Genomic DNA, 20699 nt, shown 5'->3' on the forward strand with positions numbered 1-20699 from the left:
CATTCCATAAAGGCTGCATGGAACGTTTGGCAAAGGTGCCGTCCCCATTGGATAGATATAAGTCAGCCATGTGCATATCATCTTGGGATGCCCAGATATCTTTCTCTTGGCGGATGAAATCAGTTTTCCCGTCGCCGTTGAAGTCAGATCCATTAAAAATACCTTGAGGTGATTTCAGAGACAAAATTCCTTCGGCCAGCGCCAGCATATTGACGCGCTTGAAATTTAACCCAGTGTTGGTAACATTGTCATCCTCGTCGTCGCCATCATAAATCGTGACTCCTGTGGATTTCACCAAATTGCGAAATTCATCCAAGGTCAATCTGCGCCCCAGTTCTCGAACCGCTAACTGCTGGGCTAGCACTACAATCCCTGCAATATGAGGTGATGCTTGGCTAGTACCAGGCATAGTTGTTAAATTTCCGTAAGGACCAGCACCAGTTATGTAAGCGCCTGGTGCAAATATATCTGTCAAGGTAGAGTGACGTTGAGAAAAACTGGTAATACGGTCAGCACCAGTGCTATAGTCTATTGCACCATTTAGCCACTTATGTGGGCCGCCATAATTTCCAGTCCAAACAGCCCCAATTGAAAGTGAATTTGGATCTGCTGCCGGGTAGCTTACGCCCTGAACGCTACTATGTGGGAAGAAATCATTTCCTGAAGCGGAAACAACTATTACTCCTTGGGATTTCAGCTTCGCTATTTCGTCACCCAGACCATATTCGGAAGTCGCATTATTAAAATTACCAGAGTCACCCAGTGACATATTCACACTGGCAATATTGTATGTTTCTGCATTAGCAATTACCCACTGTAGAGCTTGCTCTGTCCATCCCCAATCTCCCTTACCATTATCTCCTAAAACCTTGAGGTGGATAATGTCAGAGTTCGGAGCCATGCCAGTGTAAGTTCCGTCTTGGGATGCAACAATACTAGAAACATTAGATCCATGTCCATCAACATCGCTAGCGTTAGCATCACCATACGCAAAGTCATAATTATAAACAATGCGATCTGCAATGCCGTCTGAATTATTGTCTGAGCCAAAGAACGGGTGATCCAAGTCAATTCCCGTATCCAAAATTACTGTTGCAAAACCATTACCGTCAATCCCTGAAAACCGATAGTCTGCACGAAATTCGTCTATCTTAATTAGAGAGCCGGAAATGTTAGTTTGTGGAATAACACCTGTATCGCTATTGGCAGCAATCGGAATTTCATAAATAGAAGCCTCAGCCTCTGAGCCTCCAGTTGTAATATCTTCAAGGGTTGGGAGTACCGTTACGCTTAGATCGTAGGATGTGCTAGCACCTCCGACTGAAAAAACTCGAATGTAATACGTGCCTCCATCTATGAGTCCGCTAATAGAGTCCACTAAACTGCTAGGATTTGTTGAACTTTGGATCACAGAACCACTGCTATCAAGCAGTTGCACATTAGCGTCCCCACTTAAACCATCGAGGGAGATAATAAATTCATTGCTCATTCCTAGGGTAAAACGGTAATAATCCTCTGAGCTTGTGGCTGACACCGAATCACTATAAGTTTTGGCTTCAGAGGCAGGAAGAATTGAGAGGGCTGTATCTAGAGTGTTTCCAGGATTGTCGGTAATCGCTTCTTCTGCACTAACGCTGAAGTGTGCTACCGCTGCATTACTCTTGCCGCCTTCGCTATCGTAGGCAAATCCTTTAATCTGATATTTGCCCGGTTCTAACCCAAAGGTGGAATAGTCAAAATAGGCCCAGCGGTCATCTTTTGTGGAAATATTAAAGGTCGTCCAATTCTCAATTTCTTCCCACTGTTCCCCAGTTTTATGCAGGGAAAATTCGACTCGTTCCACATCGTTGGCACCGCTGGCGTCAAATATCCACCCATTCAGGCGAACTGTTCCCCCTTGATAATACTCCTCCTGAGTGGCATCCAATTTTAAATGCTTCGGCGCGGGATTTTTCTTGGCATTAGCACCTCCGGCATTCTCAGGCAAATCTAAAGGCGGTGTGGGTTCTTCTTCTAACCCCATCAAGGTTTGAGAGAGTGTTACCGTTGGGGACAGTTGCTCTGCTTCTACTTCATCATCGGACGCGGTGGCAGTGCCTTCGTCTTCTTCTACCTCATCAAAGGTGTCGGGAATGGTTTCTTCTTCTACCTCATCAGAGGTGTCGGGAATGGTTTCTTCTTCTACTTCATCAGAGGTGTCGGGAATGGTTTCTTCTTCTACTTCAATCGAGACACTGGCATCGGTTTCGCTTTCATCGGGTAACGTCTCTAAATCGGCAGATGGAGTGGTTTCTTCTTCCACATATGATGCTGTGGTAATGCTGGTGGTGGGAGTTGTTTGAGTCTCAAAGACGATTGAAATCCCCTCCTGCGTCTCTTCGTCAATTGCCGAGCTTTCTACCTCGGTAGATTCGGCTGTCGCTGCTTCGGGAATTTCGGGCAGAAATTGCCGTCCCTCTGCTACGCCAAATTGCTGCAAATGACCAAAAGCCAGTTTTTTATTGTCCCCAAATTCGGCAGATAAATCGCTGTAATGGCTTAAATAATAGTTGAGGTCAAGTTTAGGAGAAAAGCGCCGTCCTTCCTCTAAACCAAATATTTTTAAATGCTCGAATGCTTTGGCCGTATCCTCGCCGAATGCGGCTTTGAGGTCGGCGTTATTGTCTAAATAATATTGCAAATCGACCCAAGGGGAAAACTCGCGCCCTTCGGCTAGGCCAAATGTCTGCAAATGTTGATAAATTTGTTCATGTAACGTTAACCCGGCAGTCTCTAAGTCGGGATTTTGGGCGGCGTAATGTTCCAGATTGGTCCAGAGGGAAAAGTCTCGTCCTTCGCCTAATCCATGAGTTTTGAAGTGTTGAAAGAGTTGGGGGACGGTGTTCAAACCTGCGGCACTTAAGTCGGGATTAATTTGGGCGTAATACTCGGCATCAAATAGCCGATCGCCTGCTTCTCCGGTTAGTTCAACTGGCGTGGAGGATTCTCTCGTAACCGGGTCAATATCGTCGGTTGTTCCAGTCGTTAGCGCAATTTGTACGGTTTCCTCTGGAAGGACTGTTCCTTGCAGGTTGGTGAGGGCACCTGGGTTTAGGGCCGAGACATCAAGGGTGGGACTTCCACTCCCGGGGTTCCAATTTTGCACAGGTTCCAAACCCAAAATATTGTCTGTGGCAGGGGTATCACCCATCATGCCATTGAGCAGATTGGAAGTTCCTGAGACGTGATTTAGTTCAAACATGATGCCTCCGAAGGAATAAAATTGACGAATCCCTGATTCTGGGCGCTCTGACTTCAGGAAAATCTCCAAACGGTGATGGGGTCACCGATTGAGTGGTTTTACCCAAGCTAAATTGCCCTCTTTACTCTTTTACTAGGAGAGTGTTCGGCAAATTATGCAACGGCGATCGCCGCTCATCATTAGGTCCCTGTGCTAGGGAGGCACCGATGTCGCCCTCTGTTAATGTCTAATATTCCCGCTGTCTAAAGAAAAATCACATTTTTCAATGAACGGCAAAATTGTAATATTTTTTTACAATTAGAGGGAAATGTTGAATGGGGTCTGGAATTGCTTCCGGTGGGAGGCGATCGCGAACCAGATGGAGGAAAATTAGACCTCTTGCAAAATTCCGGATTGATCCCCCCAACCCCCCTTGGAAAGGGGGGCTTTTTAGAATTTTGCAAGAAGTCTATTTAGAGAGCAAACTAATTTCGGTTTGTGAGAAAATAGGTTTTCATTTCTCCTTTGCCTTTAATCTCGATCAGTCCGCGTTCCTCAAATTTATACTGATTCGGTTTGTGAGAAAATAGGTTTTCATTTCTCCTTTGCCTTTAATCTCGATCAGTCCGCGTTCCTCAAATTTATACTGATGTTGCAATAAATGATAGGTGGTTTCGGAGACCTGAATTTTTCCGGGGATTCCGTGAGATTCCATGCGGGAGGCGGTGTTGACCGCATCTCCCCAGAGGTCGTAGGTGAATTTTTTGATGCCAATGACACCGGCGACTACGGGTCCGGTGTTGATGCCAATTCGCAGACTTAAATTTGTGAGATATTCAGCGTTGAACTGAGCGATCGCCTCTTGCATATCCAAGGCCATTTCTGCGATCGCTTCGGCATGATCCGGGCGAGAGAGGGGAACGCCACCGACTACCAGGTAGGCATCCCCAATGGTTTTAATTTTCTCTAATCCATGTTTTTCGGTTAGCAAATCAAAACGGCAAACAATGGTATTGAGAATGCTAACCAGTTCTTGGGGTGAGACTTGGGTAGATAATTCGGTGAATTTTACGATATCTGCAAATAGAATCGTCACAGCATCAAATTTTTCAGCGATCGCCCCCGCTTCTTGCTGCAATTGTTTGGCAATGCTGGGGGGTAAAATATTGAGTAGCAATGCCTCAACTTTTTGTTTTTCCCGGTGCAACGCTGCTTCGGTATGCTTGCGTTGGGTAATGTCATGAAAAAATACAGAAAGTCCCTCGTAGGATGGAAAAACCCGCACTTCAAAGCAGCGCTTGGAGATGGGAGAACAGTCTTCAAAGGTGACGCTGACTTGTTCCGCTGCGGCTTTTCTATACTCGCGTTCAAACTTAGAACCCACGGTTTCGGGAAATTCTTCCCAGATAATTTTTCCCAGCAGTTTATCGGGGTCTCGTTGTAAAATTTCTCCGACTTTTTGATTGGCATAACTAAACCGCCATTGGCGATCGACAGCGAAAAAAGCATCGGTCATATTTTCCAACAAATCGACAATTTGGGAATCGGTGGCCCGGAGTTTGGCTTTGGCGTCTTTTTGTCGGTCAATTTGACGTTCTAAGCGTTTAACTTGGAGTCGTAATTCCATTTGGGCGATCGCCTGTCGTCCTAACAACCGCAGTCCTTCCAATTGTTCTGCCGTAAGATGGCGCGGGATGGTATCAATGACACAAAGGGTTCCTAATGGAAATCCATCGGGGGTGACTACCGGGGTTCCCGCATAAAAGCGGATATTCGGATTAGAAGTAACCAAGGGATTTCCCACAAACCGTTCATCTTCTAAGGCATTCGGGACGACTAAAATATCATTGGGGTTGAGAATCGCATGAGCACAAAACGAAATATTTCTGGGGGTTTCAGAGGCGTCTAAACCCACTTTTGATTTGAACCATTGCCGATTGGCATCAATCAGACTCACTAAGGCAATAGGAGTCCCACAAATTGAAGCAGCTAAGGCGGTTAAGTCATCGAATGAGTCTTCTGCATCACTGTCTAAAATGCTATAGCGATAGAGAGCTTTTAAGCGTTCTTCTTCATTGTCCGGAAGCGCTGCCGGTTGCATCGAATGTGGACCCCAAAAATACTGAAACTTCCGGATAAAAAATTTAACCGGAAGGAAGGCGACGCTCCACTTTATGATTGTCTTGAGAATGTTGAACCCAGCTTTTTTTTTCTCTATTCGCAGATTTTTAGGACGCCGATGGGGGGTTGACATTTTTGCTGTTTTTCGCGCTTGACTCAGTAACCGCTTGGCTATCTTAGCAGTCGGTACTCTTTCGATCTTACTAGACCTCTTGCAAAAAAAAGGATTGATCCCCCCAACCCCCCTTAAGAAGGGGGGCTTTAAAGAATTTTGCAAGAGGTCTACTCCATCGAGTGGACCGTTGAGGAGTATAGCGGTTCCCGGACTGATGAGGTACTTTTCAAAGCCCCTCTCCCCCCCCTTTCAAAGGGGGGTAGGGGGGATGGAGAGGGGTTTGGGGTGAGGGTCTGTACCTTATGGAGATGAGAAGCGCTATATGAAAGGGGTATTTAGCGCTTAATCAATCGTTTCGCTTCCCGAATGCCGGAGAGGTAAGCGCCATGTACGGTGGAGGGATAGTCCCTAGAGGTAGCTTCTCCGGCAAAGAACAGCCGATCGCCGATGGGTTCAGCCAAGATATCGCGATCGCCACTGTCTCCCCCAACGGCAATATGAGAATAAGACCCAAAGGCAAACGGATCCTGACTCCATCGCGTCACAATTATGCTTTCGGGTTCAGGAATGCGATCGCCGTAACTCCGTCGCAACACTCGCAGCATTCGTGAGCGAATTTCCCCCTCAGAAAGTTGTTCAATCTCCCGGGCAAAACTACCCCCCATCAAAGCGATTAATGCCGGTTCTTGACTATAAAATTGCCAATTTAAAAATTCCGAAAAATCGGGACCATTCTCATGAAGATAGCCCAATGCTTGATAGTCTTGAGGCCAAAATTGTTCAGGGAATTTTAAGACCACTTTATTTAAAACTCCCATACTCAAGCGATTGATAGCCGCTTGTTTGTTGTCCGGTAATTCTGGGGAAAATTTGATAGATTCAGATTTCAAAACCCCCAGGGGTAAGGTCACGATCGCCGCATCTGCCGTAAAGGTTTCCTGTTCCGTCGTGACAGAGACACCGGAATTACTGTACAGGATTTCAGTCACCTTTTGTTGAAGCTGAATGTCCAAATTATTCGCTAATCCCGTGATAATTTGGTCATATCCTTGGGGAAAGAGATAATCTCCCCCGTCCAATTCTAAGTCATCATCGGCATACCAACTGGAGAGACTCTCTAAATCCGCCCCGAATTCCGTCACAAATTCAGAATTCAACCCCCATTCAATCAGTTGAGCTTGTTGAGGGGTGAGGGTTTGGGCGGCTAAAACTTGTTGTAATGCGGAGGCAATGGAAAGGTCCTGTTCGGAATTTTCTGCTATCGATGCAGCGCGATCGCGAATTTGTTCGTAGAGTGCATAACTCACCTCAAAATCGCGATCGCTAATCGGATTTCCCTGGCTGTTGTATAGTATAATATTATCAAAATCCGTGGGTAAGATGGGAATTTGCCATTCTTTTGCTAGAGTCGCAATGGGGTTGTTCGTAATCCCATGAATCCAGGATGCCCCCAAATCCATCGGAAAACCCAGAGTGCGACTGGTGTGGATTCTGCCGCCTATGCGATCGCGTCCTTCCAACACCGTCACTTGAAACCCCTGTCCCTGAAGTTCTCGCGCTGCTGCCAACCCAGCAATTCCCGCCCCTATCACTAACACTTTTTGACGGGAAGATTGCGCCTGATTGTCAGAACAAGCTAAACTCAAACCCAACGTACTAGCAAACAAACTCAACTGAAGGAACCGACGGCGGTTAAACAGGCATTTCACCGGAGGGATAGGGGACATATTAATCCGGGGTAAATCGAGAATGAATGAGTGCTTTTATTATAGATTAGGTTTGATTTTATTACAACCAGTATGGGACGACATCTTAAAAAAATTGAGACCAAAGCAGGAATTGACCGGCGAGAAACGGGGTATTATTCCACCCCATATTTTGTCGCTGAGTTCATCACCCAGGCGCTGATAGAACTCCACCCCCAGGGCCGCACTGCACTGGATCCTTGTGTCGGTCGAGGTGAAATGGTCATTCCCTTGTTAAATCAGGGAATTTCCGTAGAGGGAATGGATATTTTACCCTTTGATTTACCAGACTCGATTAATTTTACTCAAACTGATTTTTTGCAATTTTATCAGCAAAAAAAGCTACTGAGTATTTTAAACACCCCAATTGATTTAGAGTATGACTTTTATTTGGCGAATCCTCCTTACAATTGTCATGAAGTTTCCTATATTCGGGACAACAAAAACCGGTTATCTCGGCTGTTTGAGGACATTGGTGTGCATAATATGTATGCCCTGTTTATAGCGGCTTTAATCGATTGTGCAAAACCTGGGGCTTTAATCGGATTGATTACCCTGGATTCATTCTTAACCGCTAAAGCACATCAGAACTTACGCCATAAAATTTTACAAAACTGTGCCGTTCATTACCTGCTGCTTTGTTCTAATGATTTATTTTTAGACCAAGGGGCAGATGTCCGGACTTGTATCATGATTTTGCAAAAAGGAACCGATTATCAAGGGGCGGTTAAGGTGGCGAATCGTCCCCTGAATCAAGGGTATTTTCAGCGGAGGTTAATTCAGAAACAATGGACAGAATTACCCCTCGCAAAAATCACCCTAGCTGGGGAAGTGGATCATTCGGAATTTATTATTGATATTCCCGATGAGATCCGCAACCTGTTCGAGTCTCCGCGACTGGGGAATCGCTTTCCTTGCGTGACTGGGATTTCTACTGGCAGCGATCGCACCTATTTATCCAAACATCCTCGCCCGGGATTTACCATTCCCTTTTATAAAAATCCCGGGTCCTGTCGCTTTTTTACCCAACCGAATGCTTACTTAGTCGATGACTTTTTATCCGTAGCGGAAACCATTCCTAATTTCACCATTCGGAATAAATCTCTACTCTATCAACCCGGGATTACTTGTTCATCAATGGGAGTCACCTTCTCCGCTTGCTATCTTCCCGCCCATTCCACTTATGGGGTGAATGCTAATATTATTACCTCGGATTCGGATACCTGGTGGCTGTTAGCTTATTTGAACAGTCATCTCGTAACCTTTATCGTGCGAAGTCTTTTAAATCGGTCTAATATGATTACCTCGGGCTATGTTGCGCGGATCCCGATTCCTAAATTTAGCCCAATTGCGCTCCATCAAATGAGTGCGATCGCCCGGGAAGCGCATCAAAAACAAATTGCACCCAAAGCGGCGATTCACTATGTAGAACAAATTAATCAAATTATCTGGAAGGAACTCAATTTTACAACAGATACCATTGCCATCATTCAGAATTTTTGCAAAAATCTGATTCGGGCGACGTAAGACTCGCCTATAGTATTCGATAGATAGGACAAGAAACCGGGTTTCTGCATCAGATTGATGGCGAATCAGCAGAGATTGTTAAAAGAAACCCGGTTTCTAACCCATGCTGTAAGGACGCCCTAGGAGTGGAATATCAGCGATCGGCTTGCTTCCGTCTCTTAGCCGCCCCTTTTTCATCCGCCTTTTGGATTTCACCTCTAAGCAGTTCCAAAAACTCTAATCCAGTGCGTCGAGTTGCCGTCTGAATCGACTTGTACCGTGAAGATTGAAGATTGGCATTATTGCTGGGATTGACATAAATATCGGGAATCCACATCACCGGCAAGACGGTACATTTGTTGATTTGCAGCGTCATATTAGCGAAAAACTCTATCTCAAATGTTGCAATCAATAGAATTCGTGTGGCATCGACACTAAAAAACTCTTCTAATTTTCTTGCCTTGGAAATATCATCTTTGCTGAGACGTTCTCCCTTAATGGCGGATTTAATATTAACAAACACTCGCTCTTGACCATCCAGGGAAAAAATAAAGTCATAGACTCCGACTTCTGATGTGGCGGGACTGAAACTTTGAATCCCAATGTCTTGATGCTTAACTTCCAAATTTTGGGTAATCATTTCCTCTAGCAACCGCCACACCGTCCGACCTTTTGCAGCTTTCCGCCAACCCAAGGGAAAGCGATGGGGTGGGAAAATTTGCAGTGTAGCAATATCCTGGATTAATTCATTGAGTGCAGCTTCTAATCCGGCGCGAATGCGTTCAACATTTTGGAGTTCATCGGTCATCAATTTATCCTGTTAGCTCAGAAAATAAGGTGGGCAATGCCCACCCTACTCTTCTACTCTTAACCTTGAGTTACAGGTTCTTTCGCTAAGAACTTCTCTAATTCGGTTAAGGCGTCGGCGTCTACTTTGGTTTGCATGGGGCAGAATTTAGGTCCGCACATGGAGCAGAATTCGGCGGTTTTGTAGATGTCTGCGGGGAGGGTTTCGTCGTGGTATTCTTTCGCCCGTTCTGGGTCGAGGGAGAGTTCAAACTGGCGGTTCCAGTCGAAGTTATACCGGGCGTGAGACAGTTCGTCATCGCGATCGCGTGCTCCAATGCGATGCCGTGCGATATCCGCAGCATGGGCGGCGATTTTATAGGCGATTAACCCATTTCGCACATCTTCAGCATTGGGTAATCCCAGGTGTTCTTTCGGGGTGACGTAACATAACATCGCTGTTCCGTACCATCCCGCCATTGCAGCCCCGATCGCCGAGGTAATATGGTCATATCCAGGCGCAATATCCGTGACTAACGGACCTAGCACATAGAAAGGCGCTTCAGAACACTCTTCCATTTGCTTTTTAACGTTAAATTCGATTTGGTCCATTGGCACATGACCCGGACCTTCTACCATCACCTGGACGTTATGTTCCCAGGCGCGACGGGTGAGTTGTCCCAGGGTTTTGAGTTCGGCGAGTTGCGCTTCGTCCGAGGCATCATGTTGACAACCGGGACGGAGGGAGTCACCTAAACTAAAGGAAACATCGTATTTTTTGAAGATTTCGATAATGTCATCGAAATGAGTATAAAGGGGATTTTGTTTGTGATGATGTAACATCCACCGGGCCAAAATGCCACCGCCACGGGAGACAATTCCGGTAATTCGGTTTTTGACCAAGGGGAGATGTTCGATTAAAATCCCGGCGTGAATGGTCATGTAATCCACACCTTGTTGGGCGTGTTTTTCAATGATGTGGAGAAAATCATTGGGGGTGAGATTTTCCATGTTCCCATGCACGCTTTCTAATGCCTGATAAATGGGAACGGTGCCGATCGGGACCGGGGAGGTATTAATAATGGCGGTGCGAATTTCGTCGAGGTTTCCGCCACCTGTGGACAAGTCCATGACGGTATCGGCACCATATTTAACGGATAGTTTGAGTTTGTCTAATTCTTCGTTAATATCAGAGGAATTAGGGGATGCGCCGATGTTGGCATTGACTTTACATTTGGAGGCGATGCCGATGCACATCGGTTCGAGGTTGAGGTGGTTAATGTTGGCGGGGATAATCATCCGTCCTCGTGCCACTTCGTCCCGAATTAGCTCAACGGGGAGGTTTTCCCGTTTTGCTACATAATCCATTTCTTCGGTGATGATGCCTTGTCGGGCATAGTTCATTTGAGTCACATTACTCTGGCCCTGACGTTTGGCAACCCATTCTTTTCGCATTTTGAAGTCCTCAAATAACAGCTTCCCTCCGCCGGTATTACCCGGACTCAGGTTCTAAGGGTTTGTTCTCAGCCCTTTGGTCGGACACCCCTAGCTCAATTTCGGATTCTATCACTGTTTGCAGGAAAGAGTGATTTGCCTTAAAAATCTTTACAATTCGCCGGGGTCTGGGGGTTGTACAGCCGGAAGACAACCGGGTTTCTGGATGAACTCTCTGCCTGCTTGGTAGCCAATTAGGGCCAGAAACCGGGTTTTTGTCCCTGGGTTCTAAAACCGGGCGCAAACCTCTCGGGTTTGAGGGTACTCAACTGAGGAATCTGTCCTGTTTATACGGAATCCGGTTGTCAAAGTCTATAAAAACCCGCAGGCTCAAGGCTGGGGCTACACAAACGAAGCCTGCCTCCGCAGGCTGATCCAGAAAATCGACTTTTAACAACCGGATTGGGTATTAGGTTGACCCTCAGATGTGGGTACAATAGGGAGGAGGCGACTGGGTTCTTTGGGGGGAGTTCTAATTTTCCTTAAAGATTTAGAATGGTCAAGCGGGTTTTTGGTGTTATCGAGAATCGACGCCTTAGAGGAGAATTTTATGAGGTTTGGCATCTGTTAATTGGGATTCAATTGCCAGGGTAAAGATGGAGGGTTTGAAGTTGGGGATAGGGTTAGGAAATCTCTAACGAGCAAGCTAAGATAAGATTAGAAGAATGTTGTAAAGCGAGGGCAAGGCCAAATGAGCAAAATCTTAGTGGTAGATGATGTGCCGAGTGAACTGGAGATGATTGGCCGGATTTTGAAAAAAGCTGGGATGGAGGTGGTGATGGCAACCAATGGGGAGGAGGCGATCGCCCGGATTCAGGAGACGGCACCGGATCTGGTGATCCTAGATGTGGTGATGCCTCGGATGAATGGATTTGAGGTGATCCGAGAGTTGCGCGGCGATCGCAAGACGTCCAAGTTACCTGTGGTATTTTGTAGTCAGAAAAATACCGAGATTGATAAGACTTGGGGCATGGATTTGGGAGCGGATGCTTATATTACCAAACCTGTTGACCCGCAGCAATTGGTCAATATTGTCGAACGCCTATTATAACAGTTTCAGCGGAAAGAATTAGACCGGATCTTCTCATCCCATGACCCGTTCATTTTATCGGATAGAAGAATAATTTGTCTATCCTCCGTTAATTCTTTACCGCTTGATTCTTTCCAAAAATCATGCAATTCAACCGAAAGCCTTTATGATTTAAAGGCTGTGTTTTCTCCAAATTTAAGACAGTATGGCTGGAAAATTGACCCTCAGTTCTGGGATGAGTGAGTTGCCCGGTTCCCCGAATCCTGGGAACCTGAAGCAATTTCTGTTATTTGGTCAAAGAGAGAGCCTCTTTGCGGTGGATTTGCTGTCAGTTCGAGAGGTGCTATTTTTGGGACAGCAACCGATCGCCCCGGTTCCGAATACTCGTCATTTTGTCTTAGGATTGACCAATTTGCGAGGAGAAATTTTAGCGGTGGCGGATTTCGGTCGGTTTTTGCGGACGGATGGGGTGGATAGTCATTCGTTGCACAGTCGAATTTTAATTTTAGAAGCCCCGGATCCGCGAGATGGAACCTTGGTGATGATGCGAATGGGATTAGCGGTATCTCGCGTGCAAGGGGTGATTTCGGTTCAGGTCGATCGCATTGTTTCCAGCATGGATGTGGGGGAAGAACTCGCTCCTTTTTTAAGGGGATTATACGATTGGACGGGACGCTTAGTAATGATTTTAGATGTGGAAGCGATCGCCCAATCCGAAGGGTGGTAAAGGGTGATTAACTCTTGTTAATTTCTATCAAATTCTGCTTTACTTTGGGGATAATTTATGTTAAAAAATGGTATATTTTCTCAACTGTACTTCGCTATCGGGAGCAATCCGGATTGGGGCGGGATACAGAATGGGGCAGAATGGGTGATTGCCCTGTCCTATTTGGGGATGACTTTAATCCTCCTGCAAATCACAGTGTCTCGTCTGCATTGCCGTTTTTTATGGATAGTGAGTGCTTTTTTAGCGATCGCCACCGGGAGTCGCTTTTTCCATCTATTCTCCACCCCCACCTTCCCTTTTTCAACAGTATGGGAAACCCTGAGTTATGGATTGGAAGGGGTGAGTGCGATCGCCGTGTTGATTGCCCTATTCATCTACCGTCAAGGCATTCGAGAAACCCTCGGTAGTGGCATCTTTTCTAGGGGTTCATTCCTGCAAATGGCCCTGGACTGCTTACCCTGGGCGGTATCTTGGCAAGACTGCCAGGGGGTTTATTTAGGAGGAAATCAGCGCTTTGCGGAACAGGTAGGCATGGCATCCCCTGCACAAGTCATCGGGAAAACAGACGCTGCGCTTTCTTGGGGGGGTAAACTGCTAGAAAATTGGGCAAAAATCAATCCAGAGGATTCCCAAACCCTGGTAGTCAAAGTTCCAAATTCCCACTCCGGCGACGGACCTGAATCATTTTGGAAAATCCATAAATGGCCGGTTAAAACCACCCAGGAAAACCCTGTAGGAATCATCTCAACTTATAAAGAAATTTCGGGATATACGGAAGCAATTGCCTCGGATTTCACTCAGTTTATCAATCAACTTGATGAAGGAGTTTTGATTCAGGAACGGGATGGAACGATTTTAGATGCCAATGAAAAAGCCAGTCAATTGTACGGCATGGAACGAACCCAACTCCGAGGCAAAAACTTTTTTAACCAGTTATCCAGGTTTGGGCAATTTCAGGCTGATTTTGAAGCGGCAGTGAGCAGGGGAGGCTCGTTCAGATGGAAAGCCCTCAAACCGAAAGTGGGTAGCTTCTTGGATGTAGAAATTTCGGGAAAACCGCTCACCCTGGTAGACAACCGGGAGGTGAGGGGGGTGATTGTGCGAGATATCAGCAGTTGCTTGAAGCTGGAAAACGAACTGCACCAACGGGAAGAAGAACTCAAATTATTTCTAGAACATCTTCCGGCAGCAGTTGCCATGCTCGATCGCCAGATGTGCTATGTGGTGGTTTCCCAACGGTGGGTGAAAGATTATAAACTGGACAAAACAGAAGACTTCCAGAGTGTGAAAAACATCATCGGGCGATCGCACTACGAGCTATTTCCGGAACTGCCTGAGCGATGGAAACAACTGCTTCAGCGCGTCTTAGGGGGAGAATCTTTTAACAGTGAAGGGGAAGCCTTTCCCCGTCATGATGGCAGCATCGATTGGGTGAAATGGGAAATGTATCCCTGGCGCGATCGCAATGGAGAAATCGGCGGGGTTATGCTGCTGACGGAAGTGATTACCGATCGCATCCAAACGGAACAAGAACGGATGCGATTATTTAATCTCATCGAGTCTAGTCTGAACGAGATTTATATTTTCGATGTGGATACCCTGCGCTTTGAGTATGTTAACAAAGGAGCTTGTCTGAATTTGGGGTGTTCTCAGGAGGAAATCCTCGAAAAAACAGCAATGGATATCAATCCAGCGGTGGTGAGTTTGGCGGAGGCTAAAACCGCTTTAGCTCCCTTATTAGAGGGTCGCGAACAGAGAATTCGGTTTGAAGGAATGCATCGGCGAGCGGATGGGAGTATCTATCCGATTGAAATGTATGTTCAACTCATTCAACAGACTCATAAGCTCTCTTGCGTGGCGATAGTCCTGGACATCACTGAACGTAAACAAGCCGAACGGGCTTTACAAGAAAGTGAACAACAATTTCGGGTGATGGCGGATACAGTTCCGGCGACAATCTGGATTGCCGGTCCCGATAAACAGGTGACCTATTTTAACAAACGGTGGATGGAATTTACCGGGCGATCGGTAGAACAAGACCTGGGTTATGGCTGGACGCAAATTTTGCATCCCGATGATAGAGACCGAGCCGTTAATATTTATCAAACCGCTTTTGATGAGCGGCAACCTTTTCAATTAGAACTGCGATTTAAACGGTGGGATGGGGAGTATTGTTGGAGTTGGATGAGTGGATTACCTCGGTTTGATAACGAGGGCAATTTTTTCGGGTATATTGGATCTGGGTTAGATATTACCGAACGCAAAAAAGCAGAAGAAGCGCGTCGAGAAAGTGAAGAAGGATTTCGCTCTTTGGTGGAAAGTGTCAAGGATTATGCCATTATTCGACTGGATGTAATGGGTCGGGTGGCAAGTTGGAATATGGGGGCGCAAAGAATTAAAGGGTATCGGGCGGCAGAAATTATGGGTCAACCTTTTCAGCGGTTTTATAGCCTAGAGGACCGCACCAGTGGCAAACCGGAAGCCGAACTCAAGGCGGCCCAAAGTGAGGGACGGTTTGAAGATGAAGGGTATCGGGTCAAAAAAGATGGGAGTAAATTTTGGGCCAATGTGATTATTACGCCTTTACGGGACGCCCAAGGAGAGTTGCAAGGATTCTCTAAGATTACCCGAGATGTGACTGAACAACGACGGAATCAAGAAGCCTTAGAACAGTTAGCGGCAGACTTAGAAAATCGAGTGGTTCAACGGACCCAGGAGTTGCAGGAAATCAATGATAAACTGCAACAAGAAGTGGGCGATCGCATCAATGCAGAAGCGTCCAAGACCCAGTTAATCGCGGATTTGGAAATCATGTCCGCTCAACGGCAAGCAGAGATGGATTCCCTCACTCAACAGGTGGTGAAAATGTTGGGAGAAATTAAAGGGGCAGCCAAGGGGGATTTAACCGTGCGTGCAGCAGTCACGAACGACATTCTCGGGGCGTTAGCTGACTCGTTTAACTTTTTGATTTCCTCCTTGCGAAAAGTGGTCAAGGGAGTTCAAAAACTGGCAACCGAAGCTAATGCTGCCACGGGAGAATCGATTTCCAATACTCAAGAATTGGCCCAACAAGCCCAAGAACAAGCCCAAAAGATTGAGGAGACCATCCAGAAAATTCAGAAGATTGTGAACTCAATTGAAGAAGTGTTTACCCTGTCGCAACAAGCGGAAAATGTGGCGCAACAAGCTGCGGAAAAAGCCCAAGTGGGGGGGGAGTCGGTCGATCGGGCAGTGGCGGCGATTAACGAACTGCGCCAAACCCTGTCTCAAACGGGGAAAACCATCGAACGCTTAGGGGAGAGTTCGGGGCAGATTGGTAAAATTGTGACTTCGATTTCGCAAATTGCGGCTCAAACCAATTTATTGGCACTTAATGCTACGATTGAAGCGGCCAGAGCCGGAGAGCAAGGGCTGGGTTTTGCTGTGGTCGCTGAAGAAATCCGCAAGTTAGCCGATCGCTCAGGATTGGCAACGGAGGAAATTTCTGAAATCGTCGAACAGATCAGGAGTGAAATTGGACGGGTGATTGTAGCGATGGAGGCAGGCACTCAGGAAGTGGCGATCGGCACCAAACTGGCCGCAGAAGCCAAGACCCATTTAATTGAGATCATCCAAGTCAGTGGGGAAATGAATGCCCTGGTGGAACATATTACCCTCGCAGCTACGAAGCAGACGAATAGTGCGACGGAGATTGTGAGTATGATTCGGGCCGTTAGTGCCATTTCTGGGAATACGGCAGAAAAATCAGTCCAGGTTCAGAATTCCCTCGATGGCTTGGCGATTTCAGTGGAAAGTCTTCAGCAATCTGTGGCTCATTTCCGCAGTTAGCCGAAGCGTAAAGCAACAGTCAACCAGGTAGGGTTTTCCGGTTCTGTATGCTTTTTCTCCTCAAGGAGATAATTTTTCTGGGGCATCTACAACAAGCCACTCCACAAGGACCAGAAACTGGGTTGCTGTTTTGAATGGGTGGCGACTGATTCGAGGTGATTGCTGAGATCTTGCACCTGTTGAAACCGACGGCGGGGGATAAATCCCCCGCCGTAGGGGCGCTTCGCGAAGCGCCCCTACAGTCGGTTTCAACCGACTGAAAACACCACTGGATAAGACTTGCAGTCGGGTTTTAACCGACTTAAGCTATGAGGCGCTTGATTTATCCCCCGCCGGTGTTGCAACTCTATATCTCTCCCTGATTCTGACCCTTCTAAATGCCGTTATTGATTATTGACGTACTCTGTATGTTAGAACCCTCATCCCTCCTCCTCACAGAAAATTTTATTCCCCAAGGTCATTGCTACCTGTGGAATCCGGTTTTAGTTTGGCTGCACGCCGGATCCGACTTGGCGATCGCCTTGGCCTATTTTTCCATTGTGGCGATGTTGATTTATTTCGTCCGGCAACGCCCAGATTTACCCTTTAGTCGGATTTTTCTGTTATTTGCGGCCTTTATTATTACTTGTGGATTCACCCATCTGATGGAAGTCTGGACCCTTTGGCGTCCAGACTATTGGATTTCCGGAAGTATCAAAGCCCTCACTGCTGGCATTTCCTTATTAACCGCCCTAAAAATGGTCCCGACCCTACCCGCAGCCCTCGCCCTACCCCGTGCGAAAGCGGAACTAGAGGCGACTAATCAAGCCTTGGAAGGGGAAATTAAAGAACGCCAACAAGCAGAAGCAGCCCTGAAACGACTGGCGCGGATTATCGAAAATACCCCTGATTTTGTCGGAATCTGCGACAATCAGGGGAAGGGAATTTACCTAAATCCAGCCTCTCGTAAAATGACGGGGATTCCAGAAGAACAACCCGCCTCAGATTTCACCCCCTTTGATTTCGTCCAGGAAGGACCCGATCGCCAGAAATTAGAACAGGCGATCGCCACCACCCTAACCCACGGCGTCTGGACTGGGGAAACTCTGATGAAACGGCGCAATGGGGAATTATTTCCCACCTCCCAAGTGCTTGTCGCACACAAACAGGACAATGGGGAAATTGATTGTATTTCTACGGTGATTCGGGATATCAGCGATCGCAAACAACAAGAAAACGCCCTCGCTGAGAGTGAAGAACGGTTTCGGCAGTTAGTCGAAAATGCTGCGGATGCCTTCTTCCTGAGCACCTTAGATGGTAAAATCTTAGCGGTGAATCAGCGAGCGGGCGAGAGCTTAGGATATAGCCAGGAGCAACTACTGGCCTTGAATTTAGAGGCGATCGAACCCCGATTTCACGCCGAGGAACGCACCCTAGCCGTCACCCAGTTACATCCTAGTAAAGCCCTCACCCTGGAAAGTCTCCACCGAAGGGCCGATGGCAGTACCTTCCCGGTAGAAATCCGCCTGGGCAAATTTTCCCGGGATGGAGAAACCCTCCTGCTGGCTTTAGTCCGGGATATCAGCGATCGCAAAGCCATTGAAAAGGCATTAGAAGCGGAACGCCAGCGACTCACCACCCTGTTTGATGGGATTCCCGCCTTCCTCTACCTGGTCGATCGCAGCAATGCAGTCCAGTTAGCCAACCGCCAATTTGTGGAGTTTTTTGGGGAACCGGGTGCTGCTGCCACCCTCTTGAACCCCGGTGGCAAACTGCACTCCGAGATTCGCACCCAAGTCTTTGAAACCAAACAGCCGCAGCAGTGGGAATGGCAAGACCCTAACACCGGGCGTACCTACCAAATTTATGATTACCCTTGTAACGATGGGGATGGGAAACGGCTGGTCCTGGAAATGGGCATCGACATCAGCGATCGCAAACAAGCTGAAAAAGCCCTCCAAACTTCCGAAGCGCGCTTCCGTTCCCTAATTGAAGCCACCTCTCAAATCATCTGGAACACCTCTGCCGAGGGCGAATTCGTCACGGAACAACCCGCTTGGAGTCGCTTCACCGGCCAAACCTTTGACCAACTCAAAGGGATAGGATGGCTGAATTCAGTTCATCCCGATGATCGTGAACAGACGGCCCAAGTCTGGAACCAGGCGGTCCAAAATCGGGTGCTTTATGAAGTGGAACACCGCCTGCGCCATCACGATGGCGAGTATCGATATATGAGTGTTCGCGCCGTCCCCATTCTCAACACCACCGATGGCAGTATTCGGGAATGGTTAGGGGTTCATACCGATATTAGCGATCGCAAATTAGCCCAAGTCACCTGCGATCGCTTCTTTAGCATTTCCCTAGATCTGCTGGTTATCTTTGACTTTAATGCCGTATTTCAACGGATTAATCCGGCTTGGACAACCACATTGGGCTATAGTGAAGCCGAACTACTCGGGAAATCCTGTTTCGATTTCATTCATCCTGACGATCAGGAATCCTCCAGTGCCGAAGCCCAAAAACTCACCACAGGGGTCGAAACCATCTATTTTGAAAATCGCTACCGCTGTAAAGATGGCTCTTATAAATGGTTAGCCTGGAGTGTGAATCCTTCCAACGAACAGGAACTGCTTTATGCCGTTGCTCATGATATCACCCCCTTGAAACAAACCGAGGAACAATTTCGATTGCTGGCGGCGGAACAAGCGCAACTGCTTCAAGAACTCAAAACTCGCCAAAATGCCTTGGATGAAGCGGCGATCGTCAGTGAAACCGACAGCGAGGGCCTGATTACCTTTGTAAATGATAAATTCTGCGAAATCTCCGGATACTCTCGCGCCGAACTCATCGGCAACAATCATCGGATGATTAACTCCGGATATCATCCCAAATCCCTCTTTGAAGAAATGTGGAAAACTATCACCGCTGGTCGCGTGTGGAAAGGTGAACTCAGAAACCAGTGCAAAAATGGCCAATATTATTGGGTAGACACCACCATTTCTCCCATTTTTGATGCTCATGGCAAAATTGCCAAATATATTGGCATCCGGTTTGATATTACCGATCGCAAACAAGTAGCGCAAGAGTTAGAAAAATTCGCCCAAGACCGCAAATCTGAAGCCGATGAACTGACTCAACAGGTTCTCAAACTGTTAATGGAAATTAAAGGAGCTGCTAAAGGGGATTTAACCGTTCGAGCCGAAGTCAACAATAATGTTCTCGGAGCCTTAGCCGACTCTTTTAATTTCCTGGTTTCTTCTCTCAAAAAAGTGGTAACCGGGATTCAAGAACTCGCCACGGAAGTCCGCAGCGCCACTCGTGAATCCATCGCCAATACCCAAGATTTAACAGAACGAGCCGGAGAACAAGCTCAACAAGTTGAGTTTTCCTTGCGCCAAATTGAGCGTATGGCTAACTCGATTCAAGATATCTGTACCGTGGCTCAAAAAGCGGAAAATGTTGCCCATCAAGCCGCCGAAACGGCGGAAGTGGGAGGCCAATCCGTAGACCGGGCTGTGGAAGGAATTAACGAACTGCGTCAAACCATTTCCCAAACCGGGAAAATGATTAAACGCTTGGGAGAAAGCTCTCAACAAATTGGTAAAATTGTCACGTCAATTTCTCAAATTGCGGCTCAGACTAACCTCTTGGCCCTGAATGCTACCATTGAAGCAGCCCGGGCCGGAGAACAGGGGTTAGGGTTTGCCGTAGTCGCCGAAGAAATCCGCAAATTAGCCGATCGCTCCGGTTCCGCTACGGAGGAAATTTCTGAAATTGTTGAACAAATTAGAAGTGAAATTGGCCGGGTCACGGAAGCAATGGAAGCAGGCACTCAGGAGGTGGTCGCTGGAACTAAATTAGCTGCTGAAGCGAAACATCATTTAGTCGCCATTATTGAAGTGAGTCGGCAGATGAATGACCTGGTGCAAAATATCACGCGGGCTGCTACAAATCAAACTGAAAATGCTTCGGAAATTGCAGCAGTGATGCAAAAAGTTAGCTCAATTTCTACCACCACTGCCGAAAAATCTGTCCAAGTTCGTCAGTCTTTAGATGGACTGGCGATCGCTGTCACTCAGCTTCAGGACTCGGTTTCTAATTTCCGCAGTTAAAGGAAGAGACCTAACCCCCCAACCCCCTTCCCTGGG

At 47.1% G+C, this 20699-nt stretch carries 11 protein-coding genes and 1 riboswitch; of the genes, 5 read left to right on the forward strand and 6 right to left on the reverse strand.

Features of this window, described 5'->3' with window-relative positions; all coding sequences use genetic code 11:
• The 4 genes from NG833_RS13440 to NG833_RS13450 form a co-directional block, all read right to left on the reverse strand.
• A partial coding sequence (locus tag NG833_RS13440) for a S8 family serine peptidase (RefSeq protein WP_254565794.1) occupies nt 1-3241 on the reverse strand: 3241 nt, incomplete at its 3' end.
• Nucleotides 3242-3705: 464 nt separating this feature from the next.
• On the reverse strand, nt 3706-3765 hold the full coding sequence (locus NG833_RS30960; protein WP_375293910.1) for a hypothetical protein: 60 nt from the start codon (nt 3763-3765) through the stop codon (nt 3706-3708).
• Nucleotides 3762-5321, reverse strand: a complete 1560-nt coding sequence (locus tag NG833_RS13445) for an adenylate/guanylate cyclase domain-containing protein (RefSeq protein ID WP_254565795.1) — start codon at nt 5319-5321, stop codon at nt 3762-3764. The genes NG833_RS30960 and NG833_RS13445 overlap by 4 nt, the downstream gene beginning before the upstream one ends.
• Before the next feature lie 470 nt (nt 5322-5791).
• Nucleotides 5792-7183 (reverse strand): FAD-dependent oxidoreductase, encoded by a 1392-nt coding sequence (locus NG833_RS13450; RefSeq protein ID WP_254565796.1) that lies wholly within the window; start codon nt 7181-7183, stop codon nt 5792-5794.
• 72 nt (nt 7184-7255) lie between these two features.
• On the opposite strand from NG833_RS13450, the gene NG833_RS13455 reads away from it, so the two are divergent.
• The gene (locus NG833_RS13455) at nt 7256-8728 is read left to right on the forward strand and encodes an N-6 DNA methylase (RefSeq protein ID WP_254565797.1); all 1473 of its coding nucleotides are present in this window, start codon (nt 7256-7258) and stop codon (nt 8726-8728) included.
• Between the two features lie 133 nt (nt 8729-8861).
• On the opposite strand, the gene NG833_RS13460 is transcribed toward NG833_RS13455, so the two are convergent.
• Both NG833_RS13460 and thiC read right to left on the reverse strand, forming a co-directional pair.
• Nucleotides 8862-9515, reverse strand: coding sequence for a hypothetical protein (locus NG833_RS13460; protein ID WP_254565798.1), 654 nt, complete (start codon nt 9513-9515; stop codon nt 8862-8864).
• Nucleotides 9516-9574: 59 nt separating this feature from the next.
• A complete protein-coding gene (gene thiC, locus NG833_RS13465; protein WP_254565799.1) occupies nt 9575-10948 on the reverse strand; it encodes a phosphomethylpyrimidine synthase in 1374 nt (457 codons plus the stop codon).
• Nucleotides 10949-10954: 6 nt separating this feature from the next.
• A riboswitch (TPP riboswitch) is annotated at nt 10955-11050 on the reverse strand.
• 628 nt (nt 11051-11678) lie between these two features.
• Here thiC and NG833_RS13470 point away from each other — a divergent pair.
• The 4 genes from NG833_RS13470 to NG833_RS13485 all read left to right on the forward strand — a co-directional run bounded on the left by NG833_RS13470 (nt 11679) and on the right by NG833_RS13485 (nt 20663).
• The gene (locus NG833_RS13470) at nt 11679-12038 is read left to right on the forward strand and encodes a response regulator transcription factor (RefSeq protein ID WP_254565800.1); all 360 of its coding nucleotides are present in this window, start codon (nt 11679-11681) and stop codon (nt 12036-12038) included.
• A 184-nt stretch (nt 12039-12222) separates the two neighbouring features.
• Nucleotides 12223-12744, forward strand: a complete 522-nt coding sequence (locus tag NG833_RS13475) for a chemotaxis protein CheW (protein ID WP_254565801.1) — start codon at nt 12223-12225, stop codon at nt 12742-12744.
• Between the two features lie 57 nt (nt 12745-12801).
• Nucleotides 12802-16572 (forward strand): PAS domain S-box protein, encoded by a 3771-nt coding sequence (locus NG833_RS13480; protein ID WP_254565802.1) that lies wholly within the window; start codon nt 12802-12804, stop codon nt 16570-16572.
• A 407-nt stretch (nt 16573-16979) separates the two neighbouring features.
• A complete protein-coding gene (locus NG833_RS13485; RefSeq protein ID WP_254565803.1) occupies nt 16980-20663 on the forward strand; it encodes a PAS domain S-box protein in 3684 nt (1227 codons plus the stop codon).
• The last annotated feature ends 36 nt before the right edge of the window (nt 20664-20699 follow it).

The organism is Oscillatoria sp. HE19RPO (assembly GCF_024220515.1).
Lineage (GTDB): Bacteria > Cyanobacteriota > Cyanobacteriia > Cyanobacteriales > Laspinemataceae > Laspinema.